Origin of the sequence: Paludibacter propionicigenes WB4 (assembly GCF_000183135.1) — a bacterium.
Lineage (GTDB): Bacteria > Bacteroidota > Bacteroidia > Bacteroidales > Paludibacteraceae > Paludibacter > Paludibacter propionicigenes.
Genome location: NC_014734.1, coordinates 1328642 through 1353522 on the forward strand (window position 1 = coordinate 1328642; position 24881 = coordinate 1353522).

Sequence of the window (24881 nt, forward strand, 5' to 3'; positions counted from 1 at the left end):
ATTTGAAAAATGTAATTATATATTTATGATAATGTTTTTAATTTAATTATTATATTTGCAACGTTTTCAAATCGGTATTGAACGTACTCAATCAGTGACTGACCCCGAAGAGTTACAACACTGACTAACGTACAACACTATACATAATTACAACTTAAATATCAAACAATTAAAAAGAACTTGTAACATGAAAAGAAAAAATGGTTTAGTGGCTATTATTTTAAGTGCATCAATTGTACTTGCCGGGTGTAGTACTATGAGTAATACAACTAAAGGTGGTTTATTTGGTGGTGGAGCAGGAGCTGCTATTGGAGCAGGAGTAGGTGCATTAATCGGTAAAAGCACAAAAAGCGCTGCTATTGGAGCTGGAATCGGAACTGTGGTTGGTGCAACTACCGGTGTCATTATTGGTAAAAAAATGGACAAAGCAGCAGCTCAGGCAGCGGCTATCGAAGGTGCAAGAGTTGACAGTATCAGAGATGCTAACAACCTGAAAGCAATCAAGGTTACTTTTGACTCGGGAATTTTATTCCAAACAAACAAAAGCGCTTTGAATACAGCTTCAAAAGATGCCCTCACCAAATTTGCCAAAATTTTGGTTGCAAACCCAACAATGGATATCACCATCATGGGACATACCGACAATCAGGGATCGCTTGATGTAAATCAAAAACTTTCTCAGGAACGTGCTCAATCGGTAGCTAACTTCCTACAGACTCAAAGTGTAACTGCAACTCAGTTTAAAGAAATTATTGGAAAAAACTTTGCTGAGCCTGTTGCCGACAATAAAACTGCTGCCGGAAGAGCTGCAAATCGTCGTGTAGAGGTTTACATGTATGCCAGCGAAAAAATGATTAATGACGCTCAAAATCAGGGCAAATAATCTTTCGCCAACTTATCATTACAAAAGCACACGTAATTCGGTTTACGTGTGCTTTTTGCATCAGACTACCTCTGCTTTGCTTCCTGCATAGCTCAACATCAAACAACAGCAATATAAGTCAACAATCAATTATAGAAAACGTAAGCAACCATTATTTAAGCTTTTAAACTATTATTCAAGCATATAAATCCTTCGGCACTAATTTACAATCAGAATCAAGAGATGTTCAGTGGCAATGAAAGTTTCATTTTAATACTAAAATCGCAGTCAAAAAACTTAATCGAAATATAAATGCATTTATAATATTCAATTTGCAATCAAACTATAAAAAACAAAAACGTTTGAGAATACACCTGCTAAATATACTCAGCAAGGTTGTAATTTTGTAGTCCATAAAATTCAAACATAACAAAATCATATACACTCAACAATATGAAATTCACCAAAATGCACGGAATCGGAAACGATTATATATATGTCAACGGGTTTGAGGAAACTATTGACGATCCGGTTTCTTTTGCCATTTGTTACAGCGACCGCCACAAAGGCATTGGTTCGGATGGATTGGTTATTATCCTGCCTTCAGACGACTGCGATTTTAAAATGAGAATGTTCAATGCCGACGGTTCCGAATCGGAAATGTGCGGAAACGCTTCGCGCTGCATAGGCAAATTTGTTTACGATAAAGGTTTAACCGACAAAACGGAGTTGACTCTGGAAACTTTGGCCGGGGTAAAAAAGCTGAAACTTTTTTTAGGCGAAGACAAATTGGTTGAGACTGTAACGGTAGATATGGGCGAACCTATTTTTGAATCGGGTCTTATTCCAACAACAATTAACAAACCCAGCATTATAAACGAACCTGTTACATTCAATTCGGAAATAAAGTATAACATCACTTGTGTTTCGATGGGTAATCCGCATGCAGTAATATTCACAACAGGCATAGACAAACTTGACCTGAATAAAATTGGACCGGTTACTGAGAATGCAGCCATTTTTCCACGTCGTACCAACACAGAATTTATCGAAGTGCTGTCAACCGACAGAATCAAAATGCGCGTTTGGGAACGTGGCTCCGGCGAAACGATGGCTTGCGGAACGGGTGCCTGCGCTTCGGTAGTGGCTGCCGTATTAAACGGACACACCGGAAGAAAAACTACCGTAGAACTACTAGGCGGCGAACTCACCATTGAATGGAAAGAATCCGACAACCGCGTGTACCTGACCGGCGGAGCTACAACAGTGTTTGAAGGAACAATTTAATTAAGTTGGTAGTAAAAAGTAAGTAGCTGGTAGAATAAGAATAATTCTGCCAATGAAAAGACTTGAGCTACCATATACAAACTACAATCTAGAAACTACTTACTGACTATTATGGCACAAATTAACGAGAATTTTATAAAAATTCCGGCAACTTATTTATTTTCTGAAATAGCTAAACGCGTAGCTCAACACAAGGAAGAAAATCCAACGGCACCTATTATCCGCATGGGAATTGGCGATGTAAGCCTGCCCCTACCCGACGCATCGGTGGACGCCATGATTAAAGCCGCTGACGAGCAACGTAGTGCCGAAACATTCAGAGGATACGGACCTGAACAAGGTTATGCTTTTTTGCGCGAAGCAATTGTAATTAATGATTTTACAAACCGGGGCATTGATATTGCTGAAGATGAAATTTTCGTCAGCGATGGCGCTAAAAGTGACACAGGAAATATCGGCGATATTTTTGATGTGAATAATCGTGTTGCGATCACTGATCCGAGTTATCCGGTATATGTAGACACTAACGCTATGGCAGGTCGCGCAGGCGAACCAACAGCTACCGGCGAATGGACTAACCTGGTTTATCTGCAATGCAACTCTGAAAACAACTTTGTGCCTGCACTTCCAACTGAAAAAGTTGACCTGGTATATCTTTGCTATCCGAACAATCCAACCGGAACTACACTGACCAAAGAACAACTGACTGTTTGGGTGGAATATGCCAAAGCAAACAACGTTATTCTACTCTTTGATGCTGCTTACGAAGCATTTATTACCGAAGAGGATGTGCCTCACAGTATTTACGAAATAGAAGGCGCTAAAGACGTGGCAATAGAATTTCGCAGTTTTTCTAAAACAGCCGGCTTTACCGGAACTCGTTGCGGATACACCGTAGTACCTAAACAACTGATGGGCAACACAGCTAACGGTGAAAAAGTATCACTTAATAAACTATGGAATCGTCGCCAATGCACAAAATTCAACGGAACATCTTATATCGTGCAACGTGCTGCCGAGGCAACCTACTCACCAGAAGGAAAAAAACAAGTAAAGGCTCTGATCGACTTTTATACAGAGAACGCCCGCATCATTCGCGAAGGACTAACCAAAGCCGGATATACCATTTTCGGAGGAGTGAATGCACCTTACGTCTGGGCTAAAGCCCCTGTGGGAATGGGAAGCTGGGAGTATTTTGACTTTCTGTTGAAAGAGAAGAACATTGTGACTACTCCGGGAGCCGGCTTTGGAGCCAGTGGAGAAGGCTACGTTCGATTCTCGGCATTCGGTAGCAGAGAAAACACCATTGAAGCTATGAAGCGATTGGAAAAATAATGGTCAATATTTAATGATTAATGACGCCCGGAAGATTTTCCGGGCGTTTTTTGTTGTTGGTAGTTATCTGTCGCATGATTGATGAGAGATGATGGGTGATTGATGAGCGATGACTAGTGATTGATGAGCTCTGTCAGGTGATTGATGAGCGCTGACGGATGATTGATGAGCACTGATGGGTGATTGATGAGCGCTGACGGGTGATTGATGAACGCTGTCGGGTGATTGATGAACGCTGTCGGGTGATTGATGAGCGATGACGGATAATTGATGAGCACTGATGGGTGATTGATGAGCGCTGACGAGTGATTGTTGAACGCTGTCGGGTGATTGATGAGCGATGACGGATGATTGATGAGGACTGATGGGTGATTGATGAGCACTGATGGGTGATTGATGAGCGATGACGGGTGATTGATGAGCGTTGATGGGTGATTGGCTGGTTTTGGCTAGTTATTACAAAATAACATCTATCAATTTAATGTGCTTGAGTTAAATATTATTAAGATTATTTTTCATTTTATCGAAATTTACTTATGTATATTTTTATAAATTTGCATTTACATTGTTTCAAATAAACCTGTAAATAATGTAATCAATCAACTAATTTATTCATTAATCAAAATTTATCTATCATGAATGCAAAACAACAAAGCAAGTACAACATGTATTTGACAACTGTTGAGTTCCTGAACGCAAACAACTCAATTACAATGCTTCTACCGAGGTATCAGGAGTTCTATGGTACATTTCAGAATGGCATTTCTCAAATCCGATCGTCGAACGAACAACAAAGTATTGACAAGTCCGGGATAGCAAGTAACAAAAAACAACTCCGGAAGTTGCTAGTAAAACTAGGCGCTGACACTTCGCGCAAAATTCAGTCATACGCAAAAATTGAAAATAATCAGATTCTGCTTAATGAAGCGAAGTTTACTGAAAGTGACTTTAAAAATGCCTCGGATAGCGACCTTGAAACTTTTGCTCAGAGTACCTACGATACAGCACAAAAGCAGCTTGGGAATTTGGCGCAATATGGTGTAACCAATGAGACTCAGAATGATCTTATGAGAGCACTTACCGACTTTAGAGCAGCTATGCCTACGCCCCGAAACGGTGCAATCGGGACTAAACTAAGTACAGAACAACTTACAAAATCTTTTACCGCAACAGATAAAGCATTGGATAATATTGATGCATTGGTGGAAATAGTGAGAATTTCGCAACCAGAGTTTTATAGCGGTTATAAATCGGCACGAAAAATAATAGACACAGCAGCCGGCTCACTTCAGTTAAAAGGCTTTGTGACTGATGCCGGTACGGGAGAAGGACTTAAAGGTGCAACCGTTAGTTTTGAACTAAATAATAACAGCAATGGACTGCTTAAGGCCAAAGCAAGCGGCGGCGAAAGCGTAAAGAAAAAGACAGCGGATAAGGGTGGGTTTAATATTAAATCGCTACCGGAGGGTACATACTCGGCCACTGTGAGCAAAAATGGTTATGCCGATGTGGTAACGACAATAGCTATTACAAACGGCGAATTGGCGGTACTTAACGTAGAGCTAGTAAAGAACATTTAAGCAATGATTTAGCGAGAATATATTTGTACATTTATTCACAATAATACTTATACGCCCGGAAGATTTTCCGGGCGTTTTTTTTGTTTGTTTCAACTAACAATTCTCACTATCTACCTACCTCTTTACAAAACCGAAAGCAAACAACACTCTAACGTTAGTAAAATCCAAGTTTCGGGCAACTAGCTTGTAAAAATTACAAAAAAGTAGCCGAAAGTCCTCAAAAAAGTACATTTTGGCTGAATTTTCAGGACACACATATCAAAATATTACATAAATGTGGCAAATTCTATTATTTTTACAACTACACAACCGGAATAACTTTTCATTCAAAAATAACAATTTGTCACAATAACACAACAAATAGTATTATTATGTTACATATATAGCAATAATAGCTTCAATTTGATATAGTATGTTTTTATTTTCCATTATTTTTAAAGTAAAGTATTGTTTGTAATGACATTTTGATTATTTTTGCAGTGTATTCAAATCAATATGACACATCATTAGCATTTAGAATTACTATATGTCAAGATTAGACACTATATAATTGACAACATATAAAACTAAACAAACATTTTTTAATCAATAATCATCAATTAAATTTTCTGGTATGAGAAAAATTAAATTATTAGCAATCTGCGCGATTGCATTGTTTTCGACAATGAGTGTTAAAGCTCAGTTTGCAACAGGTGCCGACATTGTAAGCTCATATGTATGGCGTGGTATTCCACAAGAAGGTTCTAACGGAGGTACTCCTAATATTCAACCTTACGCTACTTTCACAACAGGTGCATTAACATTGGGTTCATGGGGATCAGGAAGTTTTTCGGGAGCCGTTAAAGAAGTAGATTTGTATGCTACTTACGCTATTTCGAGCAAATTTGCTATAACACTTACAGATTACTATTACAATTTCGCAACAAAACCAAACTATTTCAAATATAGTGGCGGAACCGGTCACGTATTTGAAGGAACACTTGCCTATACAGGATCGGCTTTCAGTGCATCAATCAACACTATGTTTGCAGGATTAGATAAAAAAGCCTCCGACCCATCAAAACAGGCACTTTCAACCTATGTAGAATTAGGATATCAAATTGCTCCGGTAGCTAAAATCTTCCTTGGAGGTTCATTAGCTGAGAGCGCTACTTATGGAACTACCGGCTTCGGTATCACTAACCTGGGCATTAAAGTAAGCAAATCAATTGCTATTACCGACAAATTCAGTCTTCCGGTATATGCAATTGTTGGAGCAAATCCTTACGCTAAAAGCACATTCTTTGTAGCAGGAGTATCTTTATAAGCAAGTTATTATTTTAGAACGCAGATCTAAAAAACACTAATCGTTTAAAAATAAGCAAATGAAAAAAATTGAAGCAATTATTCGCACTTCTAAATTTGGTGAAGTACAAGAAGCTTTGCGTGAAGCTGGCATCGATTTCTTTACTTACGTTGATGTAACAGGCGTAGGAAACGAAGTTGAAAAAGGAGGTCATTCGTACAGAGGTACTGTTTATGACACAAGTTATATCTCTCGTCAATTACTTACTATAGTTGTACGCGATATAAATGTAGAAAAAACAGTTGAAGCAGTTTTGAAATCGGCAAAAACAGGTGAAATCGGCGATGGAAAGATTTTCGTATCTACCATTGATGAATCGTACCGTATTAGAAACGCTGAAAAGGGAGACACCTCTTTATACAACAAAGCAGAATAGAAAAAAGTGTAATTCATAAAAAATAGGAGAAAAATATATGAAAAAGTATTTATTAATGATGTTATTAATGCTGGTCACAGCTGCTGCCTCCAGCTATATATATGCTGAAAAGGCACCAGACTCGACAGGAGCTACGACCGGTACCGCAGCCGATGTTACCGCCGTAACAGCAGGCAAACCAACACTCGATGAAGTAGCTGCACAAGCAGGTCATAACAAAATAGCCATTAACATGGTGTGGGTTTTGATTACAGGATTTATTGTAATGTTTATGCAGTTTGGTTTTGCTGCCGTAGAAGGGGGTATGACCCGTGCAAAAAATGCGTCGCACACCTTTGCCATGAACTTTCTGATTTATCCCTTAGGCATGTTAGGGTTCTTTATATGCGGATTTGCCTTTATGTTTGGCGGAGTAGGTGCGCTGGGAACTCTGGGTGGCTATGACGGTTTAAATCAAGAATTTACCATTAACCTATTTGGTCATGCATTTGGCTTGATAGGAACCAAAGGATTCTTCCTTAATGGCGCATACGACGTATCTGTTTTTGCCTTATTCTTGTTCCAAATGGTATTTATGGATACAACAGCTACCATTCCTACAGGAGCTATGGCTGAAAGATGGAAGTATTCTTCATTCTTTATTTATGGTCTTTTAGTAGGATCTATTATCTACCCAATCTACGGAAACTGGGTATGGGGAGGTGGCTGGTTGTCACAACTAGGTAATATGTTTGGTTTGGGTCACGGTCATGTTGACTACGCAGGTTCATCTGTAGTTCACTTAAGCGGTGGTGTATTGGCATTCGTTGGAGCAAAATTACTTGGACCACGTCTTGGAAAATACAATAAAAACGGTTCAGCTAATGCAATTCCCGGACACAATATTCCAATTGCAATCCTTGGTGCTTTCGTACTTGCATTCTGCTGGTTCTCATTCAACGCCGGATCTTCATTAGCCGGTGGCGATCTTAGAATATCAATTATTGCTGTAAATACAATGATTGCTTCTGCAACAGGCGCATTGGCTTCAACACTTTATATGTGGTTCTTCAAAACTAAAAAGCCAGACCCAACCATGATGATAAACGGTCTACTTGCCGGATTGGTTGCGATTACTGCTCCATGTGCTTTCGTAACTGTAGGCTCTGCTGCTATAATTGGATTAATTTCAGGTATTTTGGTAATAGAAGCAGCATTCTTTGTAGAACTTAAACTTAAAGTTGATGACCCTGTTGGCGCAGTAGCCGTACACGGTGTGAATGGTGCATTCGGCTGTATAGCTCTTGGATTATTTGCAGACGGAACTTACGGTGATGGCCTCAACGGAATCAAAGGAGGTGTAACCGGTTTATTTTATGGTGATGGAGGTCAGTTAGCCGCTCAAACCATTGGAGTTGCAGCAAACATTGTATATATTGGCTTAATTGGCTGGGTAGTATTCAAATTAATTGATCTGGTTGTTGGAAATCGTGTTTCTGCCGAAGATGAACTAAAAGGTCTTGATCTTCCTGAAATGGGTGTAGAAGCTTACTCAGGTATCAAAATGGACAAAAACAGTGAAACTCCACTTTCAAGATAAATCACAATTATTATATCAAAGAGATTCTTGTTTCATCAAGATCTCTTTGATATAATTAATTATTCAAACAACATTAAAACTGAAACAACATGACTAAAGAAGATAACACATTGAATTGCTACATGAAATTATTTCCCAAATGGATTGCTTATGTAGTTTTGGCTGTAGGTATAGCAGGCGCCTTTATAATACCTGTCGCATCTGTTGCATTTTATATATGGATTGGATTATGTGGACTATTCATCGCGAAAACACTGACTCAGGAAGCACCAAAAGAACCCGTAATTTCATTAACAGAGACAGGAGTCCAATTGGACAACAAACAATTTTACCCCTATAAGGAAATAGAGAAAGTTATGGCATTCTCAACAAAAAGACTAAGATTTAGAACCATAAATTTCAAACTATACTTAAAAAAAGGTACTCCGGTAGAATTTTGTGTTGACAACCTAGATGTCAAACCTCAATACTTATTGGACGTTATCAATGAAAGAATAAAATAGAGTGAGATACCATAATAAATAAAGCTGTAATCATTTAGAATACAGGCTTTATGGTATTCTTTGTCTATCTATATAAATAATAAACTGTGAGAACTAGTAATGGTACCGCCATCGTTTCTCACACTATAATATTTATAGAAAAATCCCCAAACACGGTGAAACTGCTTACAACTAATCGTGTGTTTTTTAGTTTTATTGTTTCTGGCAGACTATTTCGTGAGAAATGGTCTGCTTTCTTTAAAGGCCAATAATGCCAACAATAATTTATGAATAGACAGACATCTATCCTGAAATTATTTGTATTTTTACACGACTTTAATCCAACAATCAAAATTACATCACCTCCAAAAATTTAAATTATCAGCATGAAAGATGTTTTCAGTATCCCTTTATGGTGTTCAATTCCCTTCGTTGTAATGCTTTTGGCCATTGCCATAGGTCCACTTATTGCCGAAAATTGGTGGGGCAAAAACAAAAACAAACTACTTGTTTCATTATTTCTAGGTATTCCGGTAACAATCTACATGCTGGCAAACGGACTTTCTGAAAATTTACTTGACACCGTCATTTACGACTATGTACCGTTTATGATATTACTGGGTTCGTTGTTTATAATCACAGGCGGCATACATATATCAGGCGATATTAAAGCCACTCCATTAAACAACACTCTTTTTTTAGGTATTGGCTATGTTTTGGCATCCATCATGGGCACCACCGGAGCTGCCATGCTTCTTATCCGGCCTGTAATTGCCACCAATTCAGAACGCAGATTCACAACACACACCATTCTTTTTTTCATAGCTGCAGTGGCTAACTGCGGAGGGCTTCTAACGCCACTTGGTGATCCTCCGTTGTTTATGATTTACCTACGTGGTGCTGAATTTTCCTGGTTTTTAAATCTTTTTCCCGAATGGCTATTTACAGGCACTCTGCTGTTGCTCATTTATTATTTTGTAGACAGATACTATTATAAAAAGGAAGACTGGACTAATATTGCCGAAGATTATATTCAAATAAAACCTATCCGCGTCACCGGCAATATCAATTTTTTATTTCTTGTCGGTGTAGTTATCGCTGTGGCACTTATCAATAAAGGTACCATCCACCAAATGGGAGAAGAAAACGCCTCTATCGGATTAAAATATCTTCGCGAAATAGTCTTACTGCTGCTTGCTGGAGCATCGTTATACTTCACTAAATCGGAAGTACGTAAAAGCAATAAATTCTCCTGGGAACCCATCGTAGAAGTGGCTTATCTTTTTCTGGGTATTTTTATTACTATGGCTCCCACCCTACTTTGGCTCGCCAAAAATGCCGCAAGCTTTGGAGTTACAGAACCCTGGCAATTTATGTATGCATCAGGAGCTTTAAGCTCCTTCCTTGATAACACTCCGACAGCTGTAGCGTTTTACGATTTGGCACGCGGACTGGTTACAAGCGGCTTACCAGCATCACTTTCGGCCTCAGTCATGACGGCAGGAATTCCGGAAATACTACTGAAAGCTATTTGCGTTGGAGCCGTATTCTTTGGCTCCATGACCTACATTGGCAACGGACCGAATTTCATGGTCAAATCTATTGCCGAAGAAAGCGGTATCAAAATGCCCAGTTTCTTCTCCTACATGTTCAGGTTCTCACTCATAGTTTTACTACCTATCTACATTTTAGTACAACTGATTTTCATATAATCCCTATCTTCGGAACATTTCAAAAGACCTTTCATTACGAAAGGTCTTTTTTTGTTTCGTTTTACTCAAAATCTATAATCAAAACCACCATAAATTTAAATATATGATATCATTTGCGTAATATTTAATACATAAACGTAGCTTTACGACGAAAAATCTTACATAAATGTTATTTTTAGACCGGAAACTTGTCAAATTGCTTTGGTAATTGAAAATAATGACATACTTTTGCAATGTGATTTACAATATGGCACATAAATAAGTAAAAAATAACCATTTTGAAGGCTAGATGATTACAAAACACTACATTAATGTAGAATTTAAGATTCATTCGAAACATACAAAAAACTAACAAACACAAATAGAAATGAAGAAAATTGAAGCAATTATCCGCAAATCAAAATTTGAAGATGTAAAACGGGCGCTTTACGACGCCGGCATCGAATGGTTTTCCTACTGGGACATTACAGGACTTGGAAAATCAACAGAAGAACAGGTTGTACGAGGTCAGGTTTTCAAGTCAGGCTACATTCAACGACGCATGGTATCCATTGTAGTACGCGACGTTAATTTAGAGAAAACAATCAACGCTATTCTTGATTCTGCCTGGACAGGAGAAACAGGAGACGGTAAATTATTCGTTTACGATATAGAGGACACATATCGTATCCGTACCAAAGAATCAGGACCGGAAGCATTGTACAACAAAGACGAATCGACAAAAAACTAAAAAACGAAGAAAATGAAGAAATATATTTTATCACTTATAGCATTATTAACTTTATTTAGCTCAACACTTGTAGCTCAAACTCCAGCAGTGACAGCACCAAAAATCGACAGCGGAGATACCGCATGGATGATTGTTGCAACTGCTTTTGTATTATTGATGTCGATTCCCGGGCTAGCGCTTTTTTACGGCGGATTAGTACGTCGCAAAAACGTTTTAAATGTATTCATGCAAGTTTTTATCCTGGTTGCTGTTATCAGCGTCGAATGGGTAATAATTGGTTATAGCAATGCATTCAGCTCTAATCCTATAGAAGCTCTTAAACCGTACATAGGGGGATTTGACTGGGCATTTTTAAATAACATCGGAATAAATGACTTAAGTCCGTATTTTATTTCTCATTCACAGACAGCCGCAGATGGATCAGCCGTAGGAACCATTCCTCACATTGTATTTATCATGTTCCAATGTATGTTTGCGGTTATTACACCGGCACTTATCATCGGTGCTTTTGCTGAACGTATCAATTTTAAAGGATTCTTGATCTTCTCAGTACTTTGGTCAATTATTATCTACAATCCGGTTGCGCACTGGGTATGGTCAGGCGATGGTTGGTTGTTTAAACTGGGAGCACTTGATTTTGCAGGAGGTACCGTTGTTCACATCAATGCCGGTGTTGCAGCCATAGTAACTGCAATCATGCTTGGCAAACGCAGAGATTACAAAGGTCATGCTATACCAGCTCACAACATTACCTATGTGGTTATAGGTGCAGGCCTGCTTTGGGTAGGCTGGTTCGGATTTAACGCAGGTAGCGGATTGGCCGCCGATGGACTTGCAGCCAACGCATTAATGGTTACACATATAGCAGCCGCAGCCGCAGCTTTGACATGGGCATTATTAGACTGGATTATTGACAAACGCCCAACCGTAGTTGGTATAAGCACAGGAGCAGTAGGTGGTTTAGTAGCTATCACTCCGGCAGCAGGATTTGTTGGTGTTACCGGTGCATTAATTATCGGAGTTGTAGTATCATTAATTTGCTTCTGCATGGTAGCATACGTAAAACCTAAGTTAGGATACGACGATTCATTAGATGCATTTGGTGTTCACGGTGTTGGAGGTATGATTGGAGCTGTATCGACAGGCATTCTAGCTACCCCTGCAATTCAGGCAGCGTATAGCGGAGCAGCGTATGGCAACCTACACCAACTTTGGGTACAACTAATCGCTATTGGTGCCACAATCATATTTTCTGGAATTGGAACGTTTATCCTCTTCAAGATTGTTGATAAAACCGTAGGTTTGCGCGCTTCCGACAAGCATGAAGCAATCGGACTGGATGAAACTCAACATGGAGAAACTGCTTACACCAATTTTGATTAAGAGCAGACTATAAGTTTCAAAATTAATCGACAGGCTATTCTGTTGAAAGAATAGCCTGTTAAACATAATTATCACATTAATCAATCATTATAATTCACATTAATCACGCTTGCATTGTCACAAAAACAACTAAAATCAACGCAAGTGTCATTACGCTTCCAACCATTTGAAGACTCTGAAACTTTACATGCCATAAGAAATATTAGTTTCAATAAAAATAATAAATTGATATTTAATTCACTCTTAAACTTTCAATCAACTCAAATAAACAGGAGAAAAATAATGATTTGATTATCGATAATCTTTTTTTTATTATATGAAATAGAAAACGATGCAAAAACTATCATTTTTATTATTTTTGCATAGATTTTATTACATTACGTCAGATAAGAGTATATAAAAAAAATAAATCCATAAAATTTAACCCACAAAAAATAAAATTATGTCATCATTAAGATTTAATGCAGTAGAAGAAGCTTTTAAGAAAAAAGCACTTGAAGTTACAGCACCTTCAAAATTTACATCCGACTATTACGGAAAGTATGTTTTCAACAGCGCAGCGAAAGCGAAATATCTTTCAAAGGACACGCTGAAAGCATTAAACAACGTTATTAACAAAGGTGCAACATTGGATATTGCTCTGGCAAATCAAATTGCTGCAGGGATGAAACTTTGGGCTACTGAATTAGGCGCAACACACTATACACACTGGTTCCAACCATTAACTGATGGAACTGCCGAAAAGCACGATTCATTTATTGATTATGCAGGAGCTCCGGGTGAAGATATTATTGAAGATTTCTCAGGAAAATTATTGGCTCAACAAGAACCTGACGCTTCTTCTTTCCCTAACGGTGGTATCCGCAGCACTTTCGAAGCTCGCGGCTATACTGCATGGGATCCATCTTCTCCTGCTTTCGTAGTAGATGACACATTGGTTATTCCTACTATTTTCTTCTCTTACACTGGTGAATCTTTAGACTTAAAAGCTCCATTATTGAAAGCTCTTGCTGCTGTTGATAAAGCTGCTGTAGAAGTATGTCAATTGTTCGACACTAATGTAAAAAAAGTAAATGCCAACCTGGGTTGGGAACAAGAGTACTTCCTTATTGATGAAGGTTTGTACGCAACACGCCCTGACTTAGTATTGACAGGTCGCACTTTGATGGGACACGAATCAGCTAAGAATCAACAATTGGAAGATCACTATTTCGGTGCAGTTCCAAGTCGTGTGGCTGCTTACATGAAAGATCTTGAATTTGAAGGTTACAAATATGGTATTCCATTAAAAACCCGTCACAACGAGGTAGCTCCTAACCAATTTGAGTTGGCTCCTATCTTTGGCGAATGTAATCTGGCAGTTGACCAAAACCTATTGGTTATGTCAATCATGAAGAAAGTTGCCCGTCGTCATGGATTCCGTTTGTTGTTGCACGAAAAACCATTTGCAGGTATCAACGGTTCCGGTAAACACAATAACTGGTCATTGAGCACTGACACCGGTGTTATTCTTTATGCTCCGGGAAAAACTGCAGAAGAAAATCTTCAATTCATCACTTTCATTGTAACAACACTGAAAGCAGTACACAAACACAATGCATTGTTGAAAGCTTCTATCATGACAGCTCAAAATGCTCACCGTTTGGGTGCTAACGAAGCTCCTCCTGCAATCATTTCTGCATTCCTTGGTTCACAATTGACTGCTATTCTGGACAAATTGGAAAACAGCACAAGCGAAGAAGCTATCCTGATTGATGACAAGAAAAAACTGAAATTAGATATTCCACATATCCCTGAAGTATTCCTTGATAATACAGATCGTAACCGTACTTCACCATTTGCTTTCACCGGAAACCGTTTCGAGTTCCGTGCAGTTGGTTCTTCAGCTAACTGTTCTTCAGCAATGACAGCTTTGAATACTGCTGTGGCAGCTCAATTGGTTGAGTTTAAAGCAGAAGTTGATGCTAAAATTGCAGCAGGCTCAAGCAAAGAAAAAGCCATCTTTGATGTTATCAAAACTTACATCAAAGAGTCTAAAGCGATTCGTTTCGACGGTAACGGTTATAGCGATGAGTGGAAAGTTGAAGCAGCAAAACGTGGTTTGGATTGCGAAACAAGTGCTCCTAAAATTGTTGAAGCTTACACCAGCAAATCAAGTATTGAGCTTTTCACCAAAACAGGTGTATTAACTGAAAAAGAGCTTGAATCTCGTAACGAGGTGAAATGGGAAACTTATACTAAGAAAATCCAAATTGAATCTCGCGTATTGGGCGACTTGGCTATTAATCATATTATCCCTGTAGCTACCCGCTATCAATCACTTTTATTGGATAATGTATTCAAAATAAAAGCTGTATTTGATGCTGAAAAAGCAGCTAAAATTTCCGCTAAAGACTTGGCTCTTATTGAAGAAATTGCAGAAAGAACAGCTATTATCAAAGAAAATGTTGATGCAATGATTGAAGCTCGTAAAGCTGCTAATGCTATTGAACATGAAGACAAGAAAGCCAATGCTTATCACGATGTAGTATTACCATATTTTGATGTTATTCGTTACAATATCGATAAACTTGAATTAATTGTTGACGATGAAATATGGACATTACCTAAGTATAGAGAATTGCTTTTCATTCGATAAGTAACGAAGGTTAATAACCCTCTTGATCAAATTAAGAATAGTGGGAAAACCTTTTTAAACTAAGGGTTTCCCACTATTTTGCGACATATACAATAAAACAAAAAACACGAACTATAAGCCGTATACATGTGTTTATAAGTGTATCAAAAAAGACTAAATAAAAGACAATGACTAGTTCAAATCCATTTCTATCCGACGAATATGAGCAGCAATCGCTCTATTCACCCCAGAATGAGCACGATGCTTGTGGTGTTGGCTTGGTATTAAATATTCACGGCGAAAAATCGCATGACATTGTTGCCAATGGACTACAGGTTCTGGAAAACATGGTTCACCGTGGAGCTGAAAGTGCCGACAACAAGACAGGTGATGGTGCAGGTATTCTGTTGCAAATTCCACACGAGTTTATATTATTACAAGGTATCCCTGTTCCAGCCAAAGGTAAGTACGGAACCGGGCTTGTTTTTCTTCCAAAGGATGCAAAAAAACAAGAACTTTGTATCAACGTGATTAAAGAACACATTGAAAAAGAAGGTTTATCACTGTTAGCTATCCGTGATGTACCTGTAAATAGTCATATACTCGGCGAAATATCTGCCTCAAACGAACCGGCTACTAAACAGATATTTGTAACAGGCTGCAATTCTCAACAAGAACTGGAATTAAAACTTTACGTACTTCGCAAGAAAATAGAAAATGCGATGTACAAAACGGCGATTGCTAAAGATCGCAGTTTCTACATTGTTAGTCTTTCTACTAAACAAATGATTTACAAGGGTATGTTGACGTCTGAACAACTACGTGAATACTACCCTGATTTATCCGATAAAAATTTCACAAGTGCTATTGCTCTTGTTCACTCTCGTTTCAGTACCAATACATTCCCAACCTGGGATTTGGCTCAGCCATTCCGTATGTTGGGACACAACGGAGAAATTAATACCATCCGTGGTAATCGCCAATGGATGGAATCTCGTGAAAGTGTTCTTAAATCCGATCAACTTGGAAATCTTCAGGAATTATATCCTATTTGCCAACCTGGCATGAGCGATAGTGCAACGCTTGATAATGCACTCGAATTCCTTGTTATGTCAGGTAAAAGCTTACCACACGCTATGGCTATGCTTGTGCCTGAAAGCTGGAACAAAAAAAATCCGATTTCCGATAACCTGAGAGCGTTTTACGAATACCACAGTACCTTTATGGAACCATGGGATGGTCCTGCATGTTTACTGTTCAGTGATGGACGCTATGCCGGAGGTATGTTGGATCGTAACGGATTGCGCCCTGCCCGCTACCTTGTAACGCACGATGATATAATGGTAATCGCATCCGAAACCGGAACTTTAGAATTTGATCCTGCCAATATAAAAGCAAAAGGTCGTCTGAAACCAGGTAAAATGGTTATGGTTGATACTGAGCTGGGACAAATTTTCTATGATAACGAATTAAAAGAAGGTTTAGCAAAAGCATTCCCATACAGAGACTGGTTGAACCAAAATTGTGTAAATATTGATGATATTTCGTCCGGTCGTAGTGTAAAAAGCGAACTGAACAACTATAAAACAATACTCAACGCGTTCGGTTATTCGAAAGAAGATATCGAAAGATTGATTCTTCCTATGGCCAATGATGGTTATGAACCAACTTCGTCGATGGGTAACGATGTTGCCTTGTCAGTTTTTTCTGACAAACAACAACGCTTGTTCAACTATTTCCGTCAACAGTTTGCTCAGGTAACCAATCCGCCAATTGACCCGATTCGTGAAGAATTGGTTATGTCATTGACCGGATATATTGGTTCTGTTCACCAGAATCTGTTGGAACCTGCGCACGATATCTGTAAAATGGTAAAACTGAAGAGCCCTGTATTGACCAACTCTCAGTTCGACATATTGATGAATCTGAACTATAAAGGATTCTACACCATTTCATTGCCTATGCTTTTCGACCCTAAGGGCGGAGCTGCAGGTCTTGAGAAAGCCATTCAGGAGCTTTGTCTTTCTGTAGAAAAAGCGGTAGATGATGGTAAAAACTACATTGTATTGAGCGACCGTGGTGTAGACGCCACTCATGCTCCAATACCATCGTTGCTCGCCGTTTCTGCTGTTCACCTATATCTGGTACAGAAACGTAAACGTATGCAGATAGACATTGTGGTAGAATCAGCCGAACCACGTGAAGTAATGCACTTTGCATTATTATTTGGATTCGGTGCTAATGCTATCAATCCGTATATGGTTTTTGCCATAATTAATGACAGCATTAAAGCAGGCGAAATTCAGATGGATATGGATACAGCCAAGAAACATTATATCAAAGCTGTAAATAAAGGTTTGCTCAAAGTATTATCAAAAATGGGTAACTCTACACTGCGTAGCTATCGTGGAGCGCATATTTTCGAAGCTATTGGAATCTCATCCAAACTGCTCGACAAGTACTTTACCGGCATTACCTCTGCCATTCAGGGTATTGATATTGAAGATGTGGCTGCTGAGGTTATTAAACCTCACTATGATGCTTTCTTCCCTGCCGAAGGAGTTGATACCACTCACTTGAAAAATCTTGGTAATTATGCTTACCGTCGTGATGGAGAACAACACGCCTGGAATCCTGAAACGATAGCACGCTTACAAATAGCATCTAAAACAAACGATTATAAAAAGTACCGCGAATACGTAGAAGCTGTTGACGGCAAACCAACGCCAATATTTATCCGCGACTTGATGGACTACAAACGTAATCCTATCAGCATTGATGAAGTAGAACCTATTGAAAGCATCACCAAACGTTTCGTTACAGGTGCTATGTCGTACGGTTCAATCAGCCGCGAAGCTCACGAGGCGATGGCTATGGCCATGAACATTTTGGGTGGACGCAGTAATACCGGTGAAGGTGGAGAAGATCCTGAACGTTACAAAAAGCGTGAAGACGGTTTGAGTACCCGTAGTGCTATTAAGCAGGTTGCTTCAGGACGTTTTGGTGTAACTGCCGAATATCTTGTAAATGCAGATGAAATACAGATAAAAATTGCTCAGGGAGCTAAACCGGGTGAAGGCGGACAGCTACCGGGTCATAAAGTAGATAAAATCATTGCAAAAACCCGTCACTCTATTCCGGGCATTTCATTGATTTCACCTCCACCCCACCACGATATTTACTCTATTGAGGATTTGGCTCAGCTGATCTACGATTTGAAAAATATCAACCCTACAGCCATCATAAGTGTAAAACTTGTATCGGAAACAGGAGTTGGAACCATTGCTGCCGGTGTGGCAAAAGCAAAGGCCGACTTAATTCTTATCAGTGGTGCTGAAGGTGGTACTGGTGCAAGTCCTTCAAGTTCTATCAAACATGCCGGACTTCCGGTAGAAATTGGTTTGGCGGAAACACAACAAACACTTGTATTAAACAACCTGCGCGGACAAATACGCTTACAAACCGACGGACAGCTCAAAACAGGTCGCGATATTATTCTTACTGCGCTTATGGGTGCCGAAGAATACGGATTTGCTACCAGTGCATTGTTGATTCTGGGTTGTGTAATGATGCGTAAATGTCACTTAAATACTTGTCCGGTAGGTGTTGCTACGCAGGATGAAGTGCTACGTAAACATTTTACCGGTAAACATGAATATCTTGTAAACTTCTTCCGTTTTATCGCTCAGGATGTTCGTGAACATTTGGCGCAAATGGGATTCCGCAGCATGGACGAAATAATTGGACGTGCAGACTTGCTGGTTCGCAAGAAAATTGAAGGAGCCACTCCTAAGATTGAAAAAGTAGATTTGAAAAAAATCATGTTCTACCCTACGAATAACAGCAATGCCATTCGTCAGGTAAAAACACAGGATCACAAACTGGATAATGTGTTGGATCGTGAGTTAATCAAAAAATCACTTCCTGCACTGGATCTCTGCATGCCTGTTCAGATCAAATCGAAAATTAAAAATACCGACCGTACTGTGGGTGCAATGCTTTCGGGCGAAATAGCCAAACGTTACGGACAAGCAGGACTACCTGAAGATACCATTAAAGCTTACTTTACAGGATCGGCCGGTCAGAGTTTCGGAGCATTCCTCAGCAAAGGAACTTACTTCGAATTGAACGGTGAAGCCAATGACTATGTAGGTAAAGGACTTTCGGGTGGTAAAATTGTGGTGAAAGCACCTAAAGAAAGTACTTTCAGCCCAGAAGAAAACATCATTGCCGGTAATACCATTCTGTATGGAGCTACATCAGGCGAAGTGTATATCAACGGTGTGGTTGGCGAGCGTTTCTGCGTTCGTAACTCCGGAGCTATAGCTGTAGTTGAAGGAGCAGGTGATCACTGCTGCGAATATATGACAGGTGGACGTACCGTGGTGCTCGGACAAACAGGACGTAACTTTGCTGCCGGTATGAGTGGTGGTGTTGCTTACGTACTCGACGAAGTTGGTAATTTCGACTTTTTCTGTAACATGGAAATGGTTGAACTATCGCTTATAGAAGATAGCATGGACAGTAAAGAAGTGCAGGGATTAATCTCTAACCACTACAAATACACCAACAGTAAACGTGCTAAACAAATTCTGGACAACTGGAGCTTCTATGTTGATAAATTCAAAAAAATTGTTCCGATAGAATACAAGAAAGTATTGCAGGAAGAAAAAATGGAAGCTATCAACAAAAAGATTGCTCAGGTAGAACGCGATTATTAAACCGTCAGAAAGTTGACAAGTTGACGAGTAAACATAAAAATAAATTTTAAAACTTGTCCGGAATATAATCTTCCGGACAAGTTCTAACAATAAAACATCATGGGAAATCCTAAAGCATTTATAAATATACCCCGCAAAAACGCCGGTTACCGTCCAATAAATGAACGGATATACGATTTCGGGGAAGTAGAACAGACATTGAACCGCGAAGACAGAAAACTTCAGGCTTCGCGTTGTATGGATTGTGGTATTCCTTTTTGTCACTGGGCATGTCCTCTTGGCAATAAAATGCCTGAATGGCAAGATTTGATTTACAAAGGACACTGGAAAGAAGGTATCGAAATACTTCACGAAACAAATAACTTTCCTGATTTTACAGGACGTATTTGCCCTGCTCCTTGTGAAAAATCATGCGTCCTGGCGTTGCACGACGCACCGGTGACTATCCGCGAAAACGAAGCAGCGGTTACCGAAGTGGCATTTATCGAAGGAATGATTAAAGCATGTCCTCCTAAAACACGCAGTGGTAAAAAAGTAGCCGTGATAGGTTCGGGACCTGCAGGTCTGGCAGCAGCACAACAGCTAAACCGTAAAGGCCATCTTGTTACTATCTTCGAAAAAGATAACGGACTCGGTGGCTTGATGCGTTACGGTATTCCAAACTTTAAGCTGAACAAAAACATCATCGATCGTCGTTTGGAGCAATTGTCCGAAGAAGGTATTATCTTCAAACCGAATACCGAAGTAGGAAAAGACATTTCAGGAAGCGAAATCATGAAAAACTTTGACGCGGTTTGTATCGCTATCGGCGCAGGTCATCCACGCGATATTACGCCCGAAGGACGTGATTTGAAAGGAATTCATTTCGCTATGGAGTTTCTGAGCCAGCAAAACCAGGTGATCATGGGCGAAAATGTTGATGAAAGTACTTTAATCTCGGCAAAGGACAAACACGTTCTGGTAATCGGTGGTGGTGATACCGGCTCCGATTGTGTAGGAACATCGATACGTCAGGGAGCTGTGAAGGTAACGCAGATAGAGATTATGCCTATGCCTCCGGCAGATAAAAACCCGGATACTCCATGGCCATTTTATCCAAACATTCTGAAAACTTCGAGCTCGCATCAGGAAGGCTGCGAACGCAAATGGAGTCTGAACACCAACAAATTTGTCGGCAAAAACGGACAACTGACCGAAGTACTGGTAGAAGAAGTAGAATGGACTAAAGATGAAACCGGACGCTGGAATATGAAACTGACCGGCAAAACCGATGTTATCAAAGCTGATTTGGTATTCCTTGCTCTTGGTTTTATTCACCCTGTTCATGAAGGATTGCTGACTGAACTTGGCGTAGAATTTGACGGACGCGGCAACGTGGCCATAGACAAAACAAGCCAGAGCAATGTGAAGAAGGTTTTTGCAACAGGTGACGCGGCTATGGGTGCCAGTTTGGTGGTTCGTGCTATAGCTTCGGGACGTAAAGTGGCTGAAGACATACACAGTTCATTGTAATCGGGATCCTAAAAAGAGCAGTAGTACAGTTTCAATTAAGAATTTTCGGGAAGAGCATCAATACACAAAAGCTCGTTTTCCGATGGATTTAATAACAGAACTACCACTTTACTGCTCAAAAAACTAAAAAATATAAGAAAACTACTTACAAGTTATCGGTAAAGACAAGTTAATGACTTATCTTTGCAGATAACTTGTAACTCGTAAACAAAATAAATACTATGTGTGGAATTGTATGTGCATTTGATATAAAACAGCAGGCTCAGGCTCTGCGACCACAAGTTTTGAGAATGTCGAAACGTATACGGCATCGTGGGCCGGACTGGTCGGGAGTTTATTCCGATGATAAAGCTATTTTAGCACACGAACGACTTTCAATTGTAGATCCGGAATCAGGAAAACAACCGCTATTCAGTAAAGATGGTAAGTTGGTACTGGCTGTAAACGGTGAAATATACAATCATCAGGAAATACGCAAACAATTTGAAGGCAAATATGAATTTCTGACCAAATCCGACTGTGAAGTGATTTTGGCATTGTACCGCGAAAAAGGTCCCACCTTTATGGAAGACCTGAACGGTATTTTCGCTTTCGCGCTTTACGATATTGAAAAAGATATCTTCATGGTAGGACGCGATCACATCGGTATCATTCCGTTGTATCAGGGTTGGGATGCCGAAGGAACGTACTACGTAGCTTCGGAGCTAAAAGCACTAGAAGGCTATTGCTCTAAAATAGAAGAATTCCTTCCCGGTCAATACTATTACAGTCCGGATGGAAAACCGACACAATGGTACACCCGCGACTGGATGAACTTTGATGCGGTAAAAGATAACGAAACAAGTATAGAACAACTGCACGATGCATTGGAAGCTGCTGTAGAACGCCAGTTGATGGCCGACGTACCTTACGGTGTGTTGCTTTCGGGAGGATTGGATTCGTCCATCATTTCGGCTGTAGCCATGAAAATTGCCGCTAAACAATCGGCAAGTACCGGCGCTGCATGGGGAAATCAACTACACTCTTTTGCTGTAGGATTGCAGGGATCGCCTGACCTGGCTGCTGCCCGCAAAGTAGCTGAATTTATCGGAACAAAACACCACGAAATTCATTTCACCGTACAAGAAGGACTCGACGCTATCCGCGACGTAATATACCATATCGAAACATACGATGTAACAACCATCCGCGCAAGTACCCCTATGTACCTGTTGGCTCGCGTTATCAAATCGATGGGCGTAAAAATGGTACTTTCGGGCGAAGGTGCTGATGAGATATTCGGCGGTTACCTGTATTTCCACAAGGCACCAAGTGCTGAAGAATTCCACAAAGAAACTGTACGCAAAATAGACAAACTTCACCTGTACGACTGCTTACGCGCCAACAAATCATTGGCATCGTGGGGTGTTGAGGGTCGTGTGCCGTTTCTGGACAAAGAATTTATGGATATTGCCATGCGCCTGAATCCAAAAGACAAGATGTGCGGCAAAGAAAAAATGGAGAAATGGATTTTGCGCAAAGCATTTGAAAGCTATCTGCCCGAAAGTGTTGCATGGCGTCAGAAAGAACAATTCTCGGATGGTGTGGGTTACAACTGGATTGACACGCTGCGTGCCATGACTACCGAACTGGTTACCGACGAGCAAATGACTAAGGTAAACGAAACCTACCCTATCAATCCGCCAATGAATAAGGAAGAATACTACTATCGTACTATCTTCACCGATTTCTTCCCATCGGATGCAGCGTCGAAATGTGTGCCTTCGGTACCTTCGGTAGCTTGCTCTACTCCTATCGCGCTCGAATGGGATGAAGCGTTCAAAAACCTGAATGATCCTTCGGGACGTTCGGTAAAAACGGTTCACGAAGACGGATATAAATAAATTGATAGTTGACAGTTGATAGTTGACAATTAATATAGAAAGGCTGATCTGAATTATTCAGGTCAGCCTTTTTCGCAAAAAATAATGTAGGTTCACAACCGCTACCGAGCAGCGGCTCCAGACGCTTGCCGGTTGAAAAGCAGAAAAGCTCAAAATGCATAATTATTATAAAGACTGATCTGAATAATTCAGGTCAGGTTCATAACCGCGAAAACAACTTTACGATAGTATAAACCAACCTCTGTTTAGCGACGTAGTATATAAATTAACGTGAGTTCGATATAATTCATATAAACTAGTTGAAATTCATTTATTAATTCCCAGGGGGAATTAATATCCATAGAACATGTTCGTTTCTGGCATCAGATTCCCCGTTAGGGGATAAATAGCTAAATCCCCTAACGGGGAATTAATCCACTCTGAACTATATTTCTATTGACATTTAAGTCCTAACGGACTAACGTTTATATCGAATCAACGTTAAATCACACCTCTTTTCTTGTAAATACGGGATAGAAATATTTAAAACCGATAACCGATCAGCCAGTTATTCTCGTAAAAAACCACATTTTGTTTGGCTTTATCTGTATTGTAATAGTTGGTGGTATGCACATTAAGCATCCTGACATAACCGGTCTTCAGATTTGACTCAAGGAAGAAATGTTTCGACAGACTGACCTGTGCCGCAACTTTGGCATCAACACCCCATCCTGCGACATTCCAATAGTGGTTAGCACCACTCCCGAACAGGTGCGCATCCGTTCGGGGTACAATGACACCCGTACCCAATCCACTGACCAAAGAAACACCCAATCTATCGTATTTAGAGTATTGCCAAAGTTTGTCGTGTCGTTCCAAGTCTACGGTTGCAAAGTTAAACCCATCGGTGTGCTCATAGCGCAGGAAGTTGTTTGGCTCCATAATTACCTGCGTGTTATTATAAACTCCATTGGGAGCATACAGAGCATTCATATTCTCCATATTTGTTTTCATCAATGCATCCTGAACCTGAGTTGGGTCGAGGCGACCGGTCATTCTTAATGCCTGATAATCTGTAGCAACATATTTCATGTGATCCCAGCCAATAGAGACGCTATATTTATCGGACAGGAAATACCCCACCCGAAAATTAAACTGCGGAACTGACCAGTTGGCCAGCGAAATATACTTTGTACTTAGCTTGGTGGGGCGGTCGGTCGCTTTTACGTCGTATAACGTAAACTCATGTCCCTGACCGTTGAAATGAATGTCGCTTTTTTCGTACCACGAACGGTTATAACCCCAGGTGACGTAGAATCGTCCTTTTTGTTGTAATTTAAACTTATCTACAGTAGATCCTGACTCCTGTTGTTGAGCGGATAGGCGGGCTGAACCAACAAACAGAAAGAGCGAAGCAGCAAATAGCACTTTAAAAAATAAATAGTTAACTTGTTTCATAACAATAATCTTTTTTTTATTCGAAATCATTGTTATCAAA

16 protein-coding genes are annotated in these 24881 nt (G+C 39.9%); 15 read left to right on the forward strand and 1 reads right to left on the reverse strand.

Annotated elements, in window-relative coordinates; genetic code table 11:
• Positions 1-187 precede the first annotated feature (187 nt).
• The 15 genes from PALPR_RS05445 to asnB all read left to right on the forward strand — a co-directional run bounded on the left by PALPR_RS05445 (position 188) and on the right by asnB (position 23404).
• Positions 188-883 (forward strand): YiaD family glycine zipper/OmpA-like lipoprotein, encoded by a 696-nt coding sequence (locus PALPR_RS05445; RefSeq protein WP_013444610.1) that lies wholly within the window; start codon positions 188-190, stop codon positions 881-883.
• Positions 884-1315: 432 nt separating this feature from the next.
• Positions 1316-2149, forward strand: a complete 834-nt coding sequence (gene dapF, locus PALPR_RS05450; RefSeq protein ID WP_041620281.1) for a diaminopimelate epimerase — start codon at positions 1316-1318, stop codon at positions 2147-2149.
• Positions 2150-2260: 111 nt separating this feature from the next.
• Positions 2261-3484: an LL-diaminopimelate aminotransferase gene (locus tag PALPR_RS05455; protein WP_013444612.1), complete on the forward strand. Its 1224-nt coding sequence runs from the start codon at positions 2261-2263 to the stop codon at positions 3482-3484.
• A 635-nt stretch (positions 3485-4119) separates the two neighbouring features.
• Entirely contained in the window at positions 4120-5064 is a 945-nt protein-coding gene (locus tag PALPR_RS05460) for a carboxypeptidase-like regulatory domain-containing protein (RefSeq protein WP_013444613.1), read from the forward strand.
• A gap of 613 nt (positions 5065-5677) precedes the next feature.
• Entirely contained in the window at positions 5678-6370 is a 693-nt protein-coding gene (locus PALPR_RS05465; RefSeq protein ID WP_013444614.1) for a hypothetical protein, read from the forward strand.
• 58 nt (positions 6371-6428) lie between these two features.
• Entirely contained in the window at positions 6429-6785 is a 357-nt protein-coding gene (locus tag PALPR_RS05470) for a P-II family nitrogen regulator (protein WP_013444615.1), read from the forward strand.
• 37 nt (positions 6786-6822) lie between these two features.
• Positions 6823-8364 (forward strand): ammonium transporter, encoded by a 1542-nt coding sequence (locus PALPR_RS05475; RefSeq protein ID WP_013444616.1) that lies wholly within the window; start codon positions 6823-6825, stop codon positions 8362-8364.
• A gap of 89 nt (positions 8365-8453) precedes the next feature.
• Positions 8454-8867: a hypothetical protein gene (locus PALPR_RS05480; protein WP_013444617.1), complete on the forward strand. Its 414-nt coding sequence runs from the start codon at positions 8454-8456 to the stop codon at positions 8865-8867.
• A gap of 365 nt (positions 8868-9232) precedes the next feature.
• Complete coding sequence (locus PALPR_RS05485; protein WP_013444618.1) at positions 9233-10558, forward strand: sodium:proton antiporter; 1326 nt, start codon at positions 9233-9235, stop codon at positions 10556-10558.
• Between the two features lie 367 nt (positions 10559-10925).
• Positions 10926-11288: a P-II family nitrogen regulator gene (locus PALPR_RS05490; RefSeq protein ID WP_013444619.1), complete on the forward strand. Its 363-nt coding sequence runs from the start codon at positions 10926-10928 to the stop codon at positions 11286-11288.
• A 12-nt stretch (positions 11289-11300) separates the two neighbouring features.
• A complete protein-coding gene (locus tag PALPR_RS05495) occupies positions 11301-12671 on the forward strand; it encodes an ammonium transporter (protein ID WP_013444620.1) in 1371 nt (456 codons plus the stop codon).
• Positions 12672-13113: 442 nt separating this feature from the next.
• The gene (locus PALPR_RS05500; protein WP_013444621.1) at positions 13114-15309 is read left to right on the forward strand and encodes a glutamine synthetase III family protein; all 2196 of its coding nucleotides are present in this window, start codon (positions 13114-13116) and stop codon (positions 15307-15309) included.
• 167 nt (positions 15310-15476) lie between these two features.
• Positions 15477-20009: a glutamate synthase large subunit gene (gltB, locus tag PALPR_RS05505; protein WP_013444622.1), complete on the forward strand. Its 4533-nt coding sequence runs from the start codon at positions 15477-15479 to the stop codon at positions 20007-20009.
• Positions 20010-20108: 99 nt separating this feature from the next.
• Positions 20109-21521 (forward strand): glutamate synthase subunit beta, encoded by a 1413-nt coding sequence (locus PALPR_RS05510; RefSeq protein ID WP_013444623.1) that lies wholly within the window; start codon positions 20109-20111, stop codon positions 21519-21521.
• Positions 21522-21742: 221 nt separating this feature from the next.
• A complete protein-coding gene (gene asnB / locus PALPR_RS05515; RefSeq protein WP_013444624.1) occupies positions 21743-23404 on the forward strand; it encodes an asparagine synthase B in 1662 nt (553 codons plus the stop codon).
• 522 nt (positions 23405-23926) lie between these two features.
• Here asnB and PALPR_RS05520 read toward each other — a convergent pair.
• Positions 23927-24841 (reverse strand): hypothetical protein, encoded by a 915-nt coding sequence (locus PALPR_RS05520; RefSeq protein ID WP_013444625.1) that lies wholly within the window; start codon positions 24839-24841, stop codon positions 23927-23929.
• Positions 24842-24881 lie beyond the last annotated feature (40 nt).

Bases quoted from the DNA above. Each gene is read 5' to 3' on its own strand.
- PALPR_RS05465 (WP_013444614.1), top strand. From the start codon at position 5,678: ATGAGAAAAATTAAATTATTAGCAATCTGCGCGATTGCATTGTTTTCG.
- PALPR_RS05495 (WP_013444620.1), top strand. From the start codon at position 11,301: ATGAAGAAATATATTTTATCACTTATAGCATTATTAACTTTATTTAGC.
- gltB (WP_013444622.1), top strand. From the start codon at position 15,477: ATGACTAGTTCAAATCCATTTCTATCCGACGAATATGAGCAGCAATCG.
- PALPR_RS05510 (WP_013444623.1), top strand. From the start codon at position 20,109: ATGGGAAATCCTAAAGCATTTATAAATATACCCCGCAAAAACGCCGGT.
- PALPR_RS05490 (WP_013444619.1), top strand. From the start codon at position 10,926: ATGAAGAAAATTGAAGCAATTATCCGCAAATCAAAATTTGAAGATGTA.
- PALPR_RS05480 (WP_013444617.1), top strand. From the start codon at position 8,454: ATGACTAAAGAAGATAACACATTGAATTGCTACATGAAATTATTTCCC.
- PALPR_RS05470 (WP_013444615.1), top strand. From the start codon at position 6,429: ATGAAAAAAATTGAAGCAATTATTCGCACTTCTAAATTTGGTGAAGTA.
- asnB (WP_013444624.1), top strand. From the start codon at position 21,743: ATGTGTGGAATTGTATGTGCATTTGATATAAAACAGCAGGCTCAGGCT.
- dapF (WP_041620281.1), top strand. From the start codon at position 1,316: ATGAAATTCACCAAAATGCACGGAATCGGAAACGATTATATATATGTC.
- PALPR_RS05460 (WP_013444613.1), top strand. From the start codon at position 4,120: ATGAATGCAAAACAACAAAGCAAGTACAACATGTATTTGACAACTGTT.
- PALPR_RS05485 (WP_013444618.1), top strand. From the start codon at position 9,233: ATGAAAGATGTTTTCAGTATCCCTTTATGGTGTTCAATTCCCTTCGTT.
- PALPR_RS05520 (WP_013444625.1), bottom strand. From the start codon at position 24,841: ATGAAACAAGTTAACTATTTATTTTTTAAAGTGCTATTTGCTGCTTCG.
- PALPR_RS05445 (WP_013444610.1), top strand. From the start codon at position 188: ATGAAAAGAAAAAATGGTTTAGTGGCTATTATTTTAAGTGCATCAATT.
- PALPR_RS05455 (WP_013444612.1), top strand. From the start codon at position 2,261: ATGGCACAAATTAACGAGAATTTTATAAAAATTCCGGCAACTTATTTA.
- PALPR_RS05475 (WP_013444616.1), top strand. From the start codon at position 6,823: ATGAAAAAGTATTTATTAATGATGTTATTAATGCTGGTCACAGCTGCT.
- PALPR_RS05500 (WP_013444621.1), top strand. From the start codon at position 13,114: ATGTCATCATTAAGATTTAATGCAGTAGAAGAAGCTTTTAAGAAAAAA.